The following is a 16,590-nucleotide window of genomic DNA, read 5'->3' as shown; positions in this document are numbered from 1 at the left end:
AACTCGTGATCCAAACTCCAGACAGGACCTAGGACAGCCTCGGCTTCGTCTCCGTAGTCAGCGCCCTTGGATCACACCGCCAGGAGGACCAGTGTCGTACCCGCAGCCGCTTGCCCCCGAGGCGCAACTCGTCCAGGCGAAGGAGCTGTTGGGGCTTCCTCGCATCGTCGTGATCTGCGGCTCCACCCGTTTCATGGCCGAGATGAACGACGCCGATCTGCGGGAGACCGAAGCCGGGAAGATCGTCGTCAAGCCGGGCTGTGACATGAAGGCGCCGCACGAACTCTGGTCCGATCCCGGCGAGGCCGAGGCGTTGAAGGTTCGACTCGATGAGCTGCACCGGGCGAAGATCCGGCTCGCTGACGAGGTGCTCGTAGTCGGCGGCTACGTCGGAGACAGCACCCGAAGTGAAATCGCGTATGCCCGGTCGCTCGGCAAGCCGGTGCGCTTCACGCATCCCGAAGTTGACCCTGATGCCTGACCGCCTCGCGGGAGCAGTCGGAGCGACCCATGACCTGTGGCCGGATTCCGGACGACAGTGCGAGGTCCGCGTCGCTGCCGGTCTGGCCTGGCTGTGCCTACCGGTGCCGTGGCTCACCTGGATCGATGACCGCACCGGGCTGCGCAGCCGCATCGCCGAGACGCTCACGCCGTACATCCCGGAAGCAGTACTCGACGCTCCCTGAACGGAGAAAATCGCTGGGGTGTTCGGGCCGTGTCGGGGATGATCCGGGCGTGGACACTTATCTGGAGACCGAGCGACTGGTGCTGCGGCGGTTCACCGCCGATGACGCGGAGTTGCTGATCGAGCTGGACAGTGATCCGGCGGTGATGCGGTACCTGAGCGGTGGTGTTCCGACCGAGCCGGAGATCGTCCGTGAGCGGTATTTGCCGAACATCCTTGCCGGGTACGAGAAGTGGGGTGGCGATCTCGGGCTGTTCGCCGCGCAGGAGAAGGACGGCGGGGCGTTCATCGGTTGGTTCATTCTGCGTCCCGAGGCGGAAGGTCCGCTGGACGAGGTCGAACTCGGTTATCGGCTGCGGCAGGCCGCCTGGGGCAAGGGGTACGCCACCGAGGGCTCGCGGGCGTTGCTGGACAAGGCGTTCACCGAGCTCGGGGTGCGCATGGTCTGGGCCGAGACGATGTTCCTGAACCTCGGCTCGCAGAACGTGATGAAGAAACTCGGCATGACCCTGGCCCGTACCCTCCCGACCCCGCCAGACATGGCGATGGTCGAGGGCGCCGAACACGGGGGCGTGCGGTACGAGATCACCAAGGAGCAGCGGTAGCGGCGTCAGACCTTGATCACGGTGACCCGGCCGTCGCACAGGACCATCAGGTCCTCGGGGTCGGAGGTCAGGAGGGTGACGGGGCCAGGGGCGGACAGTGCGGTGGCGCCGAGTATGGCGTCGATGGCGTACTTGTGGCCGTGGAGGCCGGCGTCGGCGAGGAGTGCGGCGGCGTGGCGGGCGACGGGCTCGGTGACCGGTTCCACGACGAGGCGGGAGAGCGTCCATTCCAGGGCCGGACGGTTGATCCGAGGGTGGACCACTTCGACGAGGGTGGCCGCCGAGGTGACCACCCGCAGGTCGTCGGCGCGGGCCAGGGCGAGCCAGCCGGTCACCGTACGGTCGCGCAGGACGGCCTTGGCGAGCCCTTCGCTGTCCAGGACCAGAGTGCCGCCCGGGACGGCGGGTGAGCGGGTCACGCGGCGTTCGCTCCGCCCCGCGCCTGGTCGCGGCGTGCCTGGTGGAGCTGATCGCGGAGCGTCTGGATCTCCTCGTCCGTGACGGGACCGTGTTCGGCCTCGGCGACCTGGATGAGTTCGTTCAGGTTGTCCCGCTCGATCTGGCGGGCGACCGCCGCGGCCACGTAGGCGGACAGGCCGGAGGCGCCGCCGCGCGCTTTCGCGGCCTCCGCGATGTCGCGGGGCATGGTGATCGAGTATTTGCCGGTGGGCTCACTCATGCCACCAATCCTACCCGTCATCCTCCCGGGCTCGGGGTCTCGGAGACGGGGCCTTGGGGTCGGGGCCTCGGGGCTCGTGGCCCCGAGGCCGCCCGCCGGCTCGTTCAGAGACCCGCTGCCCTCGCGAAGTCGCGCTTCAGGGCCGTCAGCAGCTCCGTCGCCTTCGCTCGGGCCGCTGCGATGGTTTCCCGGTTCTCCACCGGCACCACCACCTCCAGGTAGCACTTCAGCTTGGGTTCCGTGCCGCTGGGGCGGGCGATGACGCGGGCGCCGGTGAGGGTGTAGCGGAGGCCGTCCGTGGGGGGGAGGGAGTCGGTGCCCTTGGTCAGGTCCTCCGCGTGGGTGATGGGGAGGCCGGCCAGCTCGGTCGGGGGGTGGTCGCGGAGGCGGGTCATGGCGTCCGTGATGATCGACAGGTCGTCCACGCGGACCGAGAGCTGGTCCGTGGCGTGGAGGCCGTGCTCCAGGGCCAGGTCGTCCAGCAGGTCCAGGAGCGTGCGGCCTTCCCGCTTCAGTTCGGAGGCCAGCTCCGTGATCAGGAGGGCCGCGGTGATGCCGTCCTTGTCGCGGACGCCGTCCGGATCGACGCAGTAGCCGAGGGCTTCCTCGTAGCCGTAGCGCAGGCCCTCGGCGCGGGCGATCCACTTGAAGCCGGTGAGGGTCTCCTCGTGGCGCAGGCCCGCCGCCTCCGCGATGCGGCCGAGCAGGGACGAGGAGACGATCGACTCCGCGAAGGTGCCCCGGACGCCCCGGCGGACCAGGTGGGCCGCGAGCAGGGAGCCGACCTCGTCGCCGCGCAGCATGCGCCAGTCGGCACCGTCCTTCACGGCCGCGGCGCAGCGGTCGGCGTCGGGGTCGTTGGCGATGATCAGGTCCGGGTCGGCGGTGCGGGCCGTGGCGAAGGCCAGGTCCATCGCGCCCGGCTCCTCCGGGTTGGGGAAGGCGACGGTGGGGAAGTCCGGGTCGGGCTCGGCCTGCTCGGTCACCAGGACCGGTTCCGGGAACCCGGCGCGGGCGAACGCGGCCAGCAGGACGTCCTTGCCGACGCCGTGCATCGCCGTGTAGACCGTGCGCGCGGTACGCGGGGAGTCCGGGGCCAGCACCTCGTCCGTACGGGCCAGATACGCGTCCAGCACCGCGTCGTCCAGGATCTCCCAGCCGCTCTCCGGGCGGGGTACGTCGTCCAGGGAGGCGATCGCGTCGATCCCGGCGGCGATGCCCGCGTCGGCGGGCGGCACGATCTGGGAGCCGTCGCCCAGGTACACCTTGTAGCCGTTGTCGCGCGGCGGGTTGTGGCTGGCGGTGACCTCCACGCCCGCGACCGCGCCCAGGTGCCGGATGGCGAACGCGAGCACCGGCGTCGGGAGCGGACGGGGGAGTACGGCGGCCCGCAGGCCCGCGCCGGTCATCACGGCGGCCGTGTCCCGCGCGAAGTCGGCCGACTTGTGCCGGGCGTCGTAGCCGACGACGACGAGGCCGTCCCCGTGGCCCTGCTGCTTCAGGTAGGCCGCGAGACCGGCCGCCGCGCGGATCACCACCGAGCGGTTCATCCGCATCGGGCCCGCGCCCAGCTCTCCGCGCAGGCCCGCCGTGCCGAACTGGAGCGTCCCGGCGAACCGGGCGGTCAGCTCCTCGGTGTCACCCGCCTCGATCAGCTTGGCCAGTTCCTCGCGGGTCTCCGGGTCGGGGTCCTCCGCGAGCCATGCGGTGGCCTTGGCCATGAGATCGTCGTGCACCTTGGGTTCAACCTCTCCTGATGTCTGCCGACTCCGTACGGTCCGCCGACCGGCGTTTCCTACAGCTTGCCCAGCACCTGCGTGAGCAGCTCGCCCATGTGCGCCGCCGAGTCGCGGCCCGCCTGGAGGACCTCCTCGTGGTTGAGCGGCTCACCGGTCATACCGGCGGCGAGGTTGGTCACCAGGGAGATGCCCAGCACCTCGGCGCCCGCCTCGCGCGCGGCGATGGCCTCCAGCACGGTGGACATGCCGACCAGGTCGGCGCCGATCGTGCGGGCCATGCGGATCTCGGCCGGGGTCTCGTAGTGCGGGCCGGGGAACTGCGCGTAGACGCCTTCCTCCAGGCTCGGGTCGATCTCCTTGCACAGCGCGCGCAGGCGCGGGGAGTACAGGTCCGTCAGGTCCACGAAGTTCGCGCCGACGATCGGGGAGGTCGCGGTGAGGTTGATGTGGTCCGCGATCAGCACCGGCTGGCCGGGGCGCATGCCCTCGCGCAGGCCGCCGCAGCCGTTGGTGAGCACGATGGTCCGGCAGCCCGCGGCCACGGCGGTGCGGACGCCGTGCGCGACGGCCGCGACGCCCCGGCCCTCGTAGTAGTGGGTACGGCCGAGGAAGACCAGCGCCCGCTTGTCGCCCGTGGCGTACGAGCGGATCTTGCCGCCGTGGCCCTGTACGGCGGGGGGCGGGAAGCCGGGGAGCTCGGTGACCGGGAACTCGGCGTCGGGGGTGCCGAGGGCGTCCACGGCCGGGGCCCAGCCGGAGCCCATGACGAGGGCGACGTCGTGGGTGTCCGCGCCGGTCAGTTCGCGCAGGCGGGTCGCGGCGGTGTGGGCGGCCGTGTACGGGTCCGCCTGGGTGTCGTCCGGAAGAAGAGATGCGTTCACGGGTTGAGGGTAGCGGGTGTTCGTTTACGCGCGTAGACCCCTGGGGGGACGGGAATGTGATCGTTGTCTTCCCGGGGGTGGTGGGGAACGGGGGTGGTGGGTGCGGGTGCGGGTGCGGGTGCGGGTGCGCGTGCGCGTGCGTTGTGGCTTGTCGCGCCGTTCCCCGCGCCCCTTTCTGTGCCTGGGGTTGTGTGTCGGGTGCGGGATCGGCGTGGTGGTTCGCGCAGTTCCCCGCACCCCTGAGGGGTGGCTTGGGTGTGTTTTCGGGTGCGGGGCCGTCGGGGTTCTCGCGCAGTTCCCCGCGCCCCTTGGGGGTGGCCCGGGTTTCGGGGGTCCCCGCGGGTGCGTTGTGGCTTGTCGCGCAGTTCCCCGCGCCCCTGAGGCGGCTTCCCGCCGCCGGTCTCCGCGCCTCTGAAGCGGCTTCCGGCCGCCGGGCTTCGGGCCCCGATGCGGCCTCTCGTCGCGGGGGATCTGCCCCCCGGCACGGGCATGGGGTGGGGTGCGGGAGAATGGGGGGCGTGACTCGGATCGTGATCATCGGTGGCGGACCCGGCGGATACGAAGCGGCGCTGGTGGCCGCGCAGCTCGGGGCGGAGGTGACCGTCGTGGACTGCGACGGTCTGGGCGGCGCGTCGGTGCTGACCGACTGCGTGCCGTCGAAGACGCTGATCGCCACGGCCGAGGTGATGACGACGTTCGACTCCTCCTACGAGGAGCTGGGCATCATCGTGGCCGACGACACCCCCCCGATGGAGCAGGCCGCGCGGGTGGTCGGGGTGGATCTGGGCAAGGTGAACCGGCGGGTGAAGCGGCTGGCGCTCGCGCAGTCGCACGACATCGCCGCGTCCGTCACGCGGGCCGGGGCGCGGGTGCTGCGCGGCCGGGGCCGGCTGGACGGGATGCAGGCGCTGGACGGGTCCCGGAAGGTCGTGGTGACCGCCGCCGACGGTACCGAGGAGACGCTCACCGCCGACGCCGTACTCCTGGCCACCGGCGGTCATCCGCGCGAGCTGCCCGACGCGCAGCCCGACGGCGAGCGCATCCTGAACTGGACCCAGGTGTACGACCTGGACGAGCTGCCCAGGGAACTGATCGTGGTCGGTTCCGGCGTGACCGGTGCCGAGTTCGCGGGTGCGTACCAGGCGCTCGGTTCCGAGGTCACCCTCGTCTCCTCCCGCGACCGGGTGCTGCCGGGCGAGGACCCGGACGCCGCCGAGGTGCTGGAGGACGTGTTCCGGCGCCGGGGCATGAACGTGATGGCACGCTCCCGCGCCCAGTCCGCCAAGCGGGTCGGGGACCGGGTCGAGGTCACGCTCGCGGACGGCCGGGTCATCTCCGGCACGCACTGCCTGATGGCGGTCGGCGCCATCCCCAACAGCGCGGGTCTCGGTCTGGAGGAGGCGGGCGTCAAGGTCCGCGACTCCGGGCACATCTGGACGGACAAGGTCTCCCGCACCACCGCCCCCGGTGTCTACGCGGCCGGTGACGTGACCGGTGTCTTCGCGCTCGCCTCGGTGGCGGCCATGCAGGGCCGTATCGCCATGTACCACTTCCTGGGCGACGCGGTGGCCCCGCTGAACCTGAGGACGGTCTCCTCCAACGTCTTCACCGACCCGGAGATCGCCACCGTCGGCACCACCCAGGCGGACGTGGACGCGGGGAGGATCGACGCCCGCGTGGTGAAGCTGCCGCTGCTGCGCAACCCGCGCGCCAAGATGCAGGGCATCCGGGACGGCTTCGTGAAGCTGTTCGCCCGCCCCGGCACGGGCATCGTGGTCGGCGGTGTGGTGGTCGCGCCGCGCGCCTCGGAACTGATCCATCCGATCTCGATCGCCGTGGACAACAATTTGACGGTTGAACAGATCGCCAACGCTTTCACGGTCTATCCCTCGCTCTCCGGGTCGATCGCGGAAGTCGCCCGCCAGTTGCAGACCCCCAAGGCCGGCGCCGACTTCTGACCCGGCCGCCGACTTCCCGCTGGTCACGGCGCGTTGTCGAGCATGCGTACGGCATAGGCGGGACGGGTAGGCCCTATACCACCTCCCGCCATGCCCTGCGAACAACTTCTGCTATTCGGCGCAAACTGCTGAAAGCAGACGGTCGTTGGCGTTACTGTCAGTTTCGTGTTCGCTGCAGAACGTCGTCAATTGATCCTCGAAATGGTGCGAGCCAACGGAGCGGTGTCGCTCCGGGAACTCGCCCGCGTCGTCCAGACCTCCGAAGTGACCGTACGGCGGGACGTGCGCGCACTGGAGGCAGAAGGACTCCTCGACCGCCGGCACGGCGGTGCGGTATTGCCGGGTGGATTCACGCGAGAGTCCGGCTTTCCGCAGAAATCGCATCTCGCCACCGCGGAGAAGACGGCCATCGCCGACCTCGCCGCGGGACTCGTCGAGGAGGGCGAGGCCATCGTCGTCGGTGCGGGGACGACCACGCAGGAGCTGGCCCGTCGGCTCGCCCGTGTCCCCGGCCTCACCGTCGTCACCAACTCCCTCCTGGTCGCCCAGGCGTTGGCCCATGCCAACCGCGTCGAGGTCGTCATGACCGGCGGCACCCTGCGCGGCTCCAACTACGCCCTGGTGGGCTCCGGGGCCGAACAGTCCCTCCAGGGGCTGCGGGTGTCCAAGGCGTTCCTCTCCGGGAGCGGACTGACCGCCGAGCGCGGGCTGTCCACCTCCAACATGCTCTCGGCCTCCGTGGACCGGGCGCTGGTGCAGGCCGCCGCCGAGGTCGTGGTCCTCGCCGACCACACCAAGCTGGGCACCGACACCATGTTCCAGACGGTGGCCACCGACCTCATCACCCGGCTGGTCACCGACGACCCGCCCGCCCACGACGAGCGCGCCGCCACCGAGTTGCAGGCCCTCGCGGACCAGGGGGTGCAGATCGCCGTGGCCGGGGCGAACGGGGCTCCGGGGGGTGAGCAGGGGTCCACACCGCGCCGCCGCGCGGTGCCCGGACCCCGCCGCCAAGCCACCGGCGGCCTGCGCGGCATGCTGGGCGACCAGCAGCAGCCGGGCCCGGCGGAACGGGAACGGGAGCGGAGCCGCGTGGCGGACCTGCGCCGCAGATAGCGGCGCACGCCGGGCGGCACGGGCTCCGCGGGGCCGTACGGCGGGCGTACGGCCCCGGCCACCTGGGGCCCGCGTACCGCGCCCGTACGGCCGCCCCGCGCGACCTCCCCGTACGACAGCCACGTACGGCCGCTCCGTACGACGAAACGCCCGGCGGGACCGAAGTCCGCGCCGGGCGTCGTCGAAACGTGCGGGCCGGGGCCCGCTGCCTCAGTCCTGGATCTCGCAGATCGCCGCGCCGGACGTCACCGACGCGCCGACCTCGAAGGTGAGGCCCTTGACGGTGCCCGCCTTGTGGGCGTTGAGAGGCTGCTCCATCTTCATGGCCTCCAGGACGACGACCAGATCGCCCTCCTGGACCTGCTGGCCCTCCTCCACGGCCACCTTCACGATGGTGCCCTGCATCGGGGACGTGAGGGTGTCTCCGGAGGCCACCGGGCCGGACTTCTTCGCGGCGCGGCGCTTGGTCTTGGCACCGGCGGCGAGACCGGTACGGGCCAGCGACATGCCCAGCGAGGACGGCAGGGAGACCTCAAGACGCTTGCCGCCGACCTCGACGACGACCGTCTCCCGGCCCGTCTCCTCGTCCGCCTCGGCGTCGGCGGGCGCGGTGAAGGGCTTGATCTCGTTGACGAAGCCGGTCTCGATCCAGCGGGTGTGGACCGTGAACGGGTCGGCGGAGCCGGTCAGTTCCGGCGCGAACGCCGGGTCCCGCACGACCACCCGGTGGAACGGGATCGCCGTCGCCATGCCCTCGACCTGGAACTCGTCCAGCGCGCGGGCCGCCCGCTCCAGCGCCTCCTTGCGGGTGCGGCCGGTGACGATCAGCTTGGCCAGCAGGGAGTCCCAGGCGGGGCCGATGACCGAGCCCGCCTCCACGCCCGCGTCCAGCCGGACACCGGGGCCGGTGGGCGGGTCGAAACGGGTGACCGTGCCGGGCGCCGGGAGGAAGCCGCGGCCCGGGTCCTCGCCGTTGATGCGGAACTCGAAGGAGTGCCCGCGCAGCTCGGGGTCGCCGTAGCCCAGTTCCTCGCCGTCCGCGATACGGAACATCTCGCGGACGAGGTCGATCCCGGCGACCTCCTCGGTGACCGGGTGCTCCACCTGGAGGCGGGTGTTCACCTCCAGGAAGGAGATGGTGCCGTCCTGGCCGACCAGGAACTCGCAGGTGCCCGCGCCCTCGTAACCGGCCTCCTTCAGGATCGCCTTGGAGGCGCGGTACAGCTCCGCGCGCTGCTCCTCGGAGAGGAACGGCGCCGGGGCCTCCTCCACCAGCTTCTGGTGGCGGCGCTGGAGCGAGCAGTCACGGGTGGAGACGACGACCACGTTGCCGTGCTTGTCGGCCAGGCACTGGGTCTCCACGTGCCGGGGGCGGTCGAGGTAGCGCTCGACGAAGCACTCGCCCCGGCCGAAGGCGGCGACCGCCTCGCGGACCGCCGAGTCGTACAGCTCGGGGACCTCTTCGAGGGTGCGGGCGACCTTCAGGCCGCGTCCGCCGCCGCCGAACGCCGCCTTGATGGCGATGGGCAGGCCGTGCTCCTCGGCGAAGGCCACGACCTCGTCGGAGCCCGAGACCGGGTCCGGGGTACCGGCCACCAGCGGGGCACCGGCGCGCTGCGCGATGTGCCGCGCGGCCACCTTGTCGCCCAGGTCCCGGATGGCGTGCGGGGGCGGACCGATCCAGACCAGACCCGCGTCCAGCACGGCCTGCGCGAACTCCGCGTTCTCCGAGAGGAAGCCGTATCCGGGGTGGACGGCGTCCGCGCCGGACTCGCGGGCGGCGTTCAGGACCTTGTCGAAGTCCAGGTAACTGGTGGCCGGAGTGTCACCGCCCAGCGCGAACGCCTCATCCGCGACGCGGACATGCAGAGCGTCCCGGTCCGGCTCGGCGTAGACGGCCACGCTGTCGATACCGGCGTCCCGGCAGGCACGGGCCACGCGGACAGCGATTTCGCCACGGTTGGCGATGAGCACCTTGCGCACGATTGAGGCTCCCTCCTTGAAACAAGCCGAGTTTAGGGACTGCCGACACGGCACTTCGACCCGTCCCCGGTGGTGAGCTTGCCCACACGGAGCGTGACGCGAGGCTCACTCGTCCGTGAAATCCCATGTCCCGGCCCGGTACGCAGGAGCCCACCGGGAAACCCTAGCCCCGTCATGTGGCCAAGGTCTCTGTGAAGGCGTGCTGCGGCCCACTCGGTTTCTTTGTGGAGTCCCTACGAATGGCCCAATGATTCTTTGCCGGTGCCCGAACTCTTGTCCCCGGGTTTACCCGTTAGTAGCGTGCGCGGTGACAGGACGTACTACGGGTAACAGCAGCTCCGGACGGGGCTGTGGGAGAAAGTGGGTGGGGGCCGGTGCTGCGCAGACCGCTGGCGTGGGTGCTGACGGCCGTACTGCTCGCCGAGGCGTTCGCTATCGCCTGGCTCAACTGGTTCCTCGGAGTGGTGGTCGGCCGCCAGCGGATGTCCCTGGCGGGGCTGGACCCGCACGTCATGTCGCTGTCGTCGAAGCTCGGCGGCCTGCTGTTCGGGCTCTACTTCGTGCTGTGCGCCCTGGTCACCCTGCTGGTCGCGGTGCGCGGCCGGGCCCCGGCCGGGGTCGGGCGTGTCCTGCTGGTCAGCGCGGCCGTGGTGCACGCGCTGCTGGGCGCCGTCTGCCTGGCCCTGATCGGCCCGCGGCCGTTCCTGTTCATGCTGGCCGTGCTGGCGCTGCTGGTGCTGCTCCTGGTCACCTACGACCGCGAACCCGGTACGGCGCCGGGCGTGCCGCACCCCCGGACGGGTGAACCGGGGCCGGGCGCGAGCGGCACGGAGCGGGAGCCGCGGGACAGTGTGCCCGGCGAGATCACTCCGCCCGCGCCCACAACTCCGTGATCGGGACGCCCAGTTCCGCCAGCAGGCGGCGCAGCAGCGGCAGGCTCAGCCCGATCACATTGCCGTGGTCGCCGTCGATGCCGTCGATGAAGGGCGCCGAACGGCCGTCCAGGGTGAACGCGCCCGCCACGTGGAGGGGCTCGCCCGAGGCGACGTAGGCGGCGATCTCCGCGTCCGTCGGCTCGCCGAAGCGGACCGCGGTGGACGCGGTCGCGGAGACCTGCCGCCCGCTCGCGGTGTCCCACAAGCAGTGCCCGGTCCTGAGGAGGCCCACCCGGCCGCGCATCGCCTTCCAGCGGGCGGTGGCCTCCTCGGCGTCGGCGGGCTTGCCGAGCGCCTGCCCGTCCAGGTCCAGCACCGAGTCGCAGCCGATCACCAGGGCACCGGCCACCTCCGGCCTCCCCGCCACCAGCGACGCCTTCGCCTCGGCCAGCGCGAGCGCCAGCTCGGCCGGGGTGGGCGCGGTCACCGAGTCCTCGTCGAAGCCGCTCACCAGCACCTCGGGAGCGAGTCCGGCCTGCCGCAGCAGGCCCAGCCGGGCGGGGGATTGGGAGGCGAGCACCAGCCGACGGGGCGCGTGATCTGTCATACGGTCAGCGTAACCGCGCGGCCGGTCCGGGCCCGGCCGCGGTCGTCGTCCGGCGCTCACCGCAGCCCGATCACGATCATCGCCAGCACCATCGTGACCGCCATCACCAGCCCCAGCCGCCGCAGCATCGAGACGGTTTCCCGCATGTCCTTCGGGGGTTCGTCCCCGGGGTCCGACCAGAGCATGCCCCCAGCGTGCGCGAACGCCGGGCCCCGGGGCCTGAGTACGCGTACTCAGACCCGGAACCCGGCGTTCGGCGGGGCGGGGGTGCCGGTCAGGCGGGCCAGTAGGTGCGGGCCCAGGAGACCGGGCCCGGCGGGGGCACCCGGCGGGCCGCGACCCGGGCCGGGTCGGACCAGGCGTCACGCGGCCCCGGCGCGCCGGACGGCGCCTCCGAAACCGCGGCGGCGCGCACCCGGACCACCGCGAGCGCGGCGGCCAGCTCCTCCGGGGTCGGATTGCCGCGTACGACCTTGATGTTCATGCACGCTCCCAGGGGTCGGCGGGGCGGACGGGGGGGCGGCCCTACAGCGGGATGTTGCCGTGCTTCTTCGGCGGCAGGGACTCCCGCTTCGTACGGAGCTGGCGCAGCCCCCGCACGATGTGCGAGCGGGTGTCCGACGGCATGATCACCGCGTCCACGTACCCGCGTTCGGCCGCCACGTACGGGTTCAGCAGCGCGTCCTCGTACTCCTGGATCAGCCGCGCGCGGGTGGCCTCGGTGTCCTCCGCCTCGGCGATGGTGCGCCGGTGCAGGATGTTGACGGCGCCCTGCGCGCCCATCACCGCGATCTGCGCGGTCGGCCAGGCCAGGTTGAGATCGGCGCCCAGGTGCTTGGAGCCCATCACGTCGTACGCGCCGCCGAACGCCTTGCGGGTGATGACGGTGATCAGCGGGACGGTCGCCTCCGCGTACGCGTAGATCAGCTTGGCGCCGCGCCGGATGATGCCGTCGTGCTCCTGGTCCACGCCGGGCAGGAAGCCCGGCACGTCCACGAAGGTCAGCACCGGCACGTTGAACGCGTCGCAGGTCCGCACGAAGCGGGCCGCCTTCTCGCTCGCGGTGATGTCCAGACAGCCCGCGAACTGCATCGGCTGGTTGGCGACGATGCCCACCGGGCGCCCCTCGACCCGGCCGAAACCGGTGACGATGTTCGGCGCGAACAGCGCCTGCGTCTCGAAGAACTCCCCGTCGTCCAGGACGTGTTCGAGCACCGTGTGCATGTCGTACGGCTGGTTCGCGCTGTCCGGGACCAGGGTGTCCAGCTCGCGGTCCTCGTCGGTGACGGCGAGATCCGCCTCCTCCGCGAACACCGGCGGCTCGGACAGGTTGTTGGACGGCAGGTACGACAGCAGCTGCTTGACGTACTCCACGGCGTCCTTCTCGTCGCCCGCCATGTGATGGGCCACACCGGACGCGGTGTTGTGGGTGCGGGCGCCGCCCAGTTCCTCGAAGCCCACGTCCTCACCGGTGACGGTCTTGATCACGTCCGGGCCGGTGATGAACATGTGCGAGGTCTGGTCCACCATCACCGTGAAGTCGGTGATCGCGGGCGAGTACACCGCGCCGCCCGCGCACGGGCCGACGACCAGGCTGATCTGCGGGATCACCCCGGAGGCGTGGGTGTTGCGGCGGAAGATCTCGCCGTACGCCCCCAGCGAGGCCACCCCCTCCTGGATGCGCGCGCCGCCCGAGTCGTTGATCCCGATCACCGGGCAGCCGGTCTTCAGCGCGAAGTCCATGACCTTCACGATCTTCTGCCCGTACACCTCGCCCAGCGCCCCGCCGAACACGGTGAAGTCCTGCGAGAACACGGCCACCGGGCGGCCGTCCACGGTGCCGTAGCCGGTCACCACCCCGTCGCCGTACGGGCGGTTGGCGTCCAGGCCGAAGTTGGTGCTGCGGTGCCGGGCGAACTCGTCCAGCTCCACGAACGAGCCCTCGTCCAGCAGCAGTTCGATCCGCTCGCGGGCCGTCAGCTTGCCCTTGGCGTGCTGCTTCTCGACCGCGCGCGCGGAGCCGGCGTGCGTCGCCGCGTGGATACGGCGTTGAAGATCCGCGAGCTTGCCCGCGGTCGTGTGCGTGTCGATCTCTTCCGGCTCGGACATCGGGATCGCGGCTCCCTGCCTGCTCAAAAGGGGGGATGGTTACTCAGCCGTAGACTAGTGCGGTGCGCGGGGGTCGGCAGTGCGGTCTTTCCCACACCTAGGGTGACTTGCATGACTCCCCGCGATGCCGCAGAGCCCAGCCGCTGGTCCGACCTGGACCGCCCGCCCCTGAACGCCGCCGCGCTGCGCCGGTCGCTGGTCCGCGCGGGCGGCCTGTGGACCTCCCTGGACGTCGTCCCGCGCACCGGTTCCACCAACTCCGACCTCGTCGCCCGCGCCGCGTCCGGCACGGCCGCCGAGGGTGCCGTGCTGATCGCGGAGGAGCAGACCGCGGGACGGGGCCGCCTCGACCGGCGCTGGACCGCGCCGCCCCGCTCCGGCCTCGCCTTCTCCGTACTGCTCCGGCCCGACGGCGTGCCCCTGGACCGCTGGGGCTGGCTCCCGCTGCTCACCGGCGTCGCCGTCGCCACCGGTCTGTCCCGCGCGGCCGGGGTGGACACCGCCCTGAAGTGGCCCAACGACCTCCTCGTCACCGTCGGCGGCGAGGAGCGCAAGGCCGGTGGCATCCTCGCCGAGCGCGCCGGGGACGCGGGCGTCGTCGTCGGCGTCGGCATCAACGTCTCGCTGCGCGCCGACGAACTCCCCGTCCCGCAGGCCGGTTCCCTCGCCCTCGCGGGCGCCGTCACCACCGACCGAGACCCGCTGCTGCGCGGCGTCCTGCGCTCGCTGGCGGACTGGTACGCGCGCTGGCGCGACGCCTCCGGCGACCCCGCCGCCAGCGGCCTCCAGGAGACCTACGCGGCGGGCTGCGCCACCCTCGGCCGCACGGTCCGCGCCGAACTCCCCGGCGACCGCACCCTCGTGGGCGAGGCGCTCGCGGTGGACGGGGACGGGCGGCTGGTGATCGCCACGGCGGAGGGCGTACGGGAGCCGGTGGGGGCGGGGGATGTGGTGCATGTGCGAGGGGTATGAGGGTGTTTGGGTTTCTTTGAGGAGTGGGACGGCCGGGCGGCCCGGTGGGTGTGCGTCGGGTGTGAGTGCGCGCTCGGGGGCCGGGGCCGGGGCCGGGGGCTGCGGCCGGGGACGCGGGGGCGTGACGGACATGGTGGCCGTGACGGCCGTGACGGGTGTCCCGGGTGTGTGTCCGGTGTGAGTGCGCGGCGGCCACGGGCCGTATCGAGGGTGCGGCGGACGTGCGGGGGCGGGCCGGGTGGGGGAGCCTGTCCGTACCGTGCGCGACCTGCCCCGGTGGGGCGGTGGAGGGTGGGCCGGACGGCCCAGCCCGGCGGAGTGAGCTGGCGCACACCTGCCGTAGAGTTGACCGCGGTCGAGACCTGGCCGCGGCAGATCGGAAGGGCAGCAGCGTTGAGCGTCGATGACAGGGGCTCCGGCGCGGGCGCCGACGGCCGGGACGGCCGGGTGGACCCGCCCGTCACCGACCCCGGTGACGATCCGCTGGCGCTGCGCCTGGAACAGCTCATCCTGGGCGCCGAACGCCGCTACACCCCGTTCCAGGCGGCCCGCAGCGCCGGTGTCTCGATGGAGCTGGCATCCCGGTTCTGGCGGGCGATGGGCTTCGCGGACATAGGGCAGGCCAAGGCACTCACCGAGGCGGACGTGCTCGCGCTGCGGCGGCTGGCCGGTCTGGTCGAGGCGGGACTGCTGAGCGAGGCGATGGCCGTCCAGGTGGCCCGGTCCACCGGGCAGACCACCGCCCGGCTGGCGGAGTGGCAGATCGATTCCTTCCTGGAGGGGCTGACCGACCCGCCCGAGCCGGGGATGACCCGTACCGAGGTCACGTACCCGATCGTCGAACTGCTCCTGCCGGAGCTGGAGGAGTTCCTCGTCTACGTCTGGCGTCGCCAGCTCGCCGCGTCCGCCGGACGGGTCGTGCAGACCGCCGACGACGAGGAGATGGTGGACCGGCGGCTCGCGGTCGGCTTCGCCGACCTCGTCGGGTTCACCCGGCTCACCCGGCGGATGGAGGAGGAGGAACTCGGCGAGCTGGTCGAGGCGTTCGAGACCACCGCCGCCGACCTCGTCGCCGCGCGCGGCGGACGGCTCATCAAGACCCTCGGCGACGAGGTCCTCTACGCCGCCGACGACGCGGGCGTCGCCGCCGACATCGCGCTGCTGCTGGTGGAGACCCTCGCCAACGACGAGACGATGCCCGAGCTGCGTGTCGGCATGGCCTTCGGCACGGTCACCACCCGGATGGGCGACGTGTTCGGCACGACCGTCAACCTCGCCTCCCGGCTGACCTCCATAGCCCCCCGCGACGCCGTCCTCGTGGACAGCGCCTTCGCGGAGGAACTCATGCGCACCCGCGAGGCCCCCGCCTCCGAGGCCGACGCGGCGGAGGCGGTCGCCGCCGCAGAGAAGCAGGGCGAGGAACCCCCGTCGTACCGCTTCGCCCTCCGCCCCACCTGGCAGCGGCCGGTGCGTGGGCTGGGGCTGGTGGAGCCGTGGTTGCTGGGACGCAGGGACGGGCGCCCGGGGGGCTGAGACGTCCCTAGCAGTTCCGTCCGGGACGGGCGGGTTGACCGGTGCGGGGATGAGCGCGGGGGTGTGCTCCGTTCGCTGTCGCGCGCTGTGTGGCCCCGGCTGATGGGTCAGTCGCCCAGGGAGCCCGGCAGGTCGAGGCCCACGCACAGGTTGACGACCGGGATGCAGACACCCTCCGGCTTGGACGGGGGTGTGCTGGGGGTCGGCGGCCGGGGTGGTGCGGGGGGTGTCCGGGTGGGCTGAGGGGGCTCGGGGCGGGTCGTGGCGGGCGGTGGGGTGGGGGCGTTGCCGTTTCCGTTGCCGGGGGTGGTGGTGGAGTGCGGGGGTGCGGGGGTGTCGCCGGTACGGCCGGGCGTCGTCGGGGCCGTGTCCCGTGCGGGGGGCGGGGTGGTGGCCGAGGGGAGGCGGGCCGACCCTGCCGCTCCGGTGCGGTCCGCGACTGAGCCCGCTTCGTCGGGTCCGGGTCCGAGTTCGGTTCCGTTTTCGGCGGGGGCGGTTGTGGGGGTGGTGCCGTTCGCTTCCGGCCGTGTGCCCGTGTCCGTTCCGGTGCCGGTTCCGGTGCCCGAGGTACCGGACGTGGGGTGCGTCCGTTCCGTCGCCGTGGGCGCGGCGCTGTGACGGGGCTCCGCCTCCGCCGTGCCGGGGACGCCCACCCCTGACTCCGGTGCGATCCGGAACATGCTCAGCAGCCCGACGACCAGGGCGATCCCGCCGAGCACCAGAACCACCTTGCGCGGGCGCGGTCTGCGATGCCGCCCCCGGCGCAGGACCTCACGCCAGGTGAGGGGTTCCGGTACGGGGATGGGGGCGGTGGTGCGGGTGGGCTCGGGTTTCCGGGGTGGGGGGAG

At 72.2% G+C, this 16,590-nt stretch carries 18 protein-coding genes; 8 read left to right on the top strand and 10 right to left on the bottom strand.

Features of this window, described 5'->3' with window-relative positions:
* Positions 1-91 precede the first annotated feature (91 nt).
* From KUM39_RS16305 to KUM39_RS16295, 3 genes are read left to right on the top strand one after another with little or no spacing between them, the layout of a single operon-like run.
* Positions 92-481, top strand: a complete 390-nt coding sequence (locus KUM39_RS16305; RefSeq protein WP_217786382.1) for a hypothetical protein — start codon at positions 92-94, stop codon at positions 479-481.
* Positions 474-686, top strand: coding sequence for a hypothetical protein (locus tag KUM39_RS16300; protein ID WP_217786381.1), 213 nt, complete (start codon positions 474-476; stop codon positions 684-686). Before KUM39_RS16305 ends, KUM39_RS16300 begins: the two co-directional genes overlap by 8 nt.
* Positions 687-735: 49 nt before the next feature.
* Positions 736-1,290: a GNAT family N-acetyltransferase gene (locus KUM39_RS16295; protein WP_217786380.1), complete on the top strand. Its 555-nt coding sequence runs from the start codon at positions 736-738 to the stop codon at positions 1,288-1,290.
* A 5-nt stretch (positions 1,291-1,295) separates the two neighbouring features.
* Here the strand turns inward: KUM39_RS16295 and KUM39_RS16290 are convergent, their stop codons facing one another.
* The 4 genes from KUM39_RS16290 to KUM39_RS16275 form a co-directional block, all read right to left on the bottom strand.
* Complete coding sequence (locus KUM39_RS16290; RefSeq protein ID WP_217786379.1) at positions 1,296-1,709, bottom strand: PIN domain-containing protein; 414 nt, start codon at positions 1,707-1,709, stop codon at positions 1,296-1,298.
* A complete protein-coding gene (locus KUM39_RS16285) occupies positions 1,706-1,969 on the bottom strand; it encodes a CopG family transcriptional regulator (RefSeq protein WP_217786378.1) in 264 nt (87 codons plus the stop codon). Before KUM39_RS16285 ends, KUM39_RS16290 begins: the two co-directional genes overlap by 4 nt.
* A gap of 104 nt (positions 1,970-2,073) precedes the next feature.
* The gene (locus tag KUM39_RS16280) at positions 2,074-3,705 is read right to left on the bottom strand and encodes a phospho-sugar mutase (RefSeq protein WP_217786377.1); all 1,632 of its coding nucleotides are present in this window, start codon (positions 3,703-3,705) and stop codon (positions 2,074-2,076) included.
* Positions 3,706-3,764: 59 nt separating this feature from the next.
* Entirely contained in the window at positions 3,765-4,589 is an 825-nt protein-coding gene (locus tag KUM39_RS16275) for a purine-nucleoside phosphorylase (protein WP_217786376.1), read from the bottom strand.
* Between KUM39_RS16275 and KUM39_RS16270 the strand changes: the two genes are divergently transcribed.
* Together KUM39_RS16270 and KUM39_RS16265 are read left to right on the top strand one after the other, a co-directional pair.
* Complete coding sequence (locus KUM39_RS16270; protein WP_372455767.1) at positions 4,580-6,547, top strand: NAD(P)H-quinone dehydrogenase; 1,968 nt, start codon at positions 4,580-4,582, stop codon at positions 6,545-6,547. The two genes, KUM39_RS16275 and KUM39_RS16270, sit on opposite strands and share 10 nt — an antisense overlap.
* A gap of 165 nt (positions 6,548-6,712) precedes the next feature.
* Positions 6,713-7,663: a DeoR/GlpR family DNA-binding transcription regulator gene (locus tag KUM39_RS16265; protein WP_217786374.1), complete on the top strand. Its 951-nt coding sequence runs from the start codon at positions 6,713-6,715 to the stop codon at positions 7,661-7,663.
* Positions 7,664-7,873: 210 nt separating this feature from the next.
* On the opposite strand, the gene KUM39_RS16260 is transcribed toward KUM39_RS16265, so the two are convergent.
* Positions 7,874-9,646 (bottom strand): acetyl/propionyl/methylcrotonyl-CoA carboxylase subunit alpha, encoded by a 1,773-nt coding sequence (locus KUM39_RS16260; RefSeq protein ID WP_217786373.1) that lies wholly within the window; start codon positions 9,644-9,646, stop codon positions 7,874-7,876.
* Positions 9,647-10,020: 374 nt separating this feature from the next.
* Here KUM39_RS16260 and KUM39_RS16255 point away from each other — a divergent pair, with 374 nt between their 5' ends.
* Positions 10,021-10,539, top strand: coding sequence for a hypothetical protein (locus KUM39_RS16255; protein WP_217786372.1), 519 nt, complete (start codon positions 10,021-10,023; stop codon positions 10,537-10,539).
* Here the strand turns inward: KUM39_RS16255 and KUM39_RS16250 are convergent.
* From KUM39_RS16250 to KUM39_RS16240, 4 genes are all read right to left on the bottom strand, one after another.
* Positions 10,511-11,128 carry a nucleoside triphosphate pyrophosphatase gene (locus tag KUM39_RS16250; RefSeq protein WP_217786371.1) on the bottom strand — a complete coding sequence of 206 codons (618 nt, stop codon included), beginning with the start codon at positions 11,126-11,128 and terminating at the stop codon, positions 10,511-10,513. The two genes, KUM39_RS16255 and KUM39_RS16250, sit on opposite strands and share 29 nt — an antisense overlap.
* Positions 11,129-11,184: 56 nt before the next feature.
* Positions 11,185-11,313, bottom strand: coding sequence for a morphogenic membrane protein MmpB (mmpB, locus tag KUM39_RS28585; RefSeq protein WP_281425715.1), 129 nt, complete (start codon positions 11,311-11,313; stop codon positions 11,185-11,187).
* 89 nt (positions 11,314-11,402) lie between these two features.
* Complete coding sequence (locus KUM39_RS16245; protein WP_217786370.1) at positions 11,403-11,612, bottom strand: acyl-CoA carboxylase epsilon subunit; 210 nt, start codon at positions 11,610-11,612, stop codon at positions 11,403-11,405.
* Positions 11,613-11,653: 41 nt separating this feature from the next.
* Positions 11,654-13,237, bottom strand: coding sequence for an acyl-CoA carboxylase subunit beta (locus KUM39_RS16240; protein ID WP_217786369.1), 1,584 nt, complete (start codon positions 13,235-13,237; stop codon positions 11,654-11,656).
* A gap of 111 nt (positions 13,238-13,348) precedes the next feature.
* On the opposite strand from KUM39_RS16240, the gene KUM39_RS16235 reads away from it, so the two are divergent.
* Complete coding sequence (locus tag KUM39_RS16235) at positions 13,349-14,209, top strand: biotin--[acetyl-CoA-carboxylase] ligase (RefSeq protein ID WP_217786368.1); 861 nt, start codon at positions 13,349-13,351, stop codon at positions 14,207-14,209.
* A 393-nt stretch (positions 14,210-14,602) separates the two neighbouring features.
* Positions 14,603-15,742 carry an adenylate/guanylate cyclase domain-containing protein gene (locus KUM39_RS16230; RefSeq protein WP_217786367.1) on the top strand — a complete coding sequence of 380 codons (1,140 nt, stop codon included), beginning with the start codon at positions 14,603-14,605 and terminating at the stop codon, positions 15,740-15,742.
* A 107-nt stretch (positions 15,743-15,849) separates the two neighbouring features.
* Here KUM39_RS16230 and KUM39_RS16225 read toward each other — a convergent pair.
* The coding region (locus KUM39_RS16225; protein WP_217786366.1) for a hypothetical protein at positions 15,850-16,590 on the bottom strand (741 nt) is incomplete at its 5' end.

It is taken from the genome of Streptomyces corallincola (assembly GCF_019104725.1).
GTDB classification, from domain to species: Bacteria; Actinomycetota; Actinomycetes; order Streptomycetales; family Streptomycetaceae; genus Streptomyces; species Streptomyces corallincola.
The sequence above is the reverse complement of the archived record's forward strand: the minus strand, read 5'-3'. Positions and strand labels throughout refer to the sequence as shown.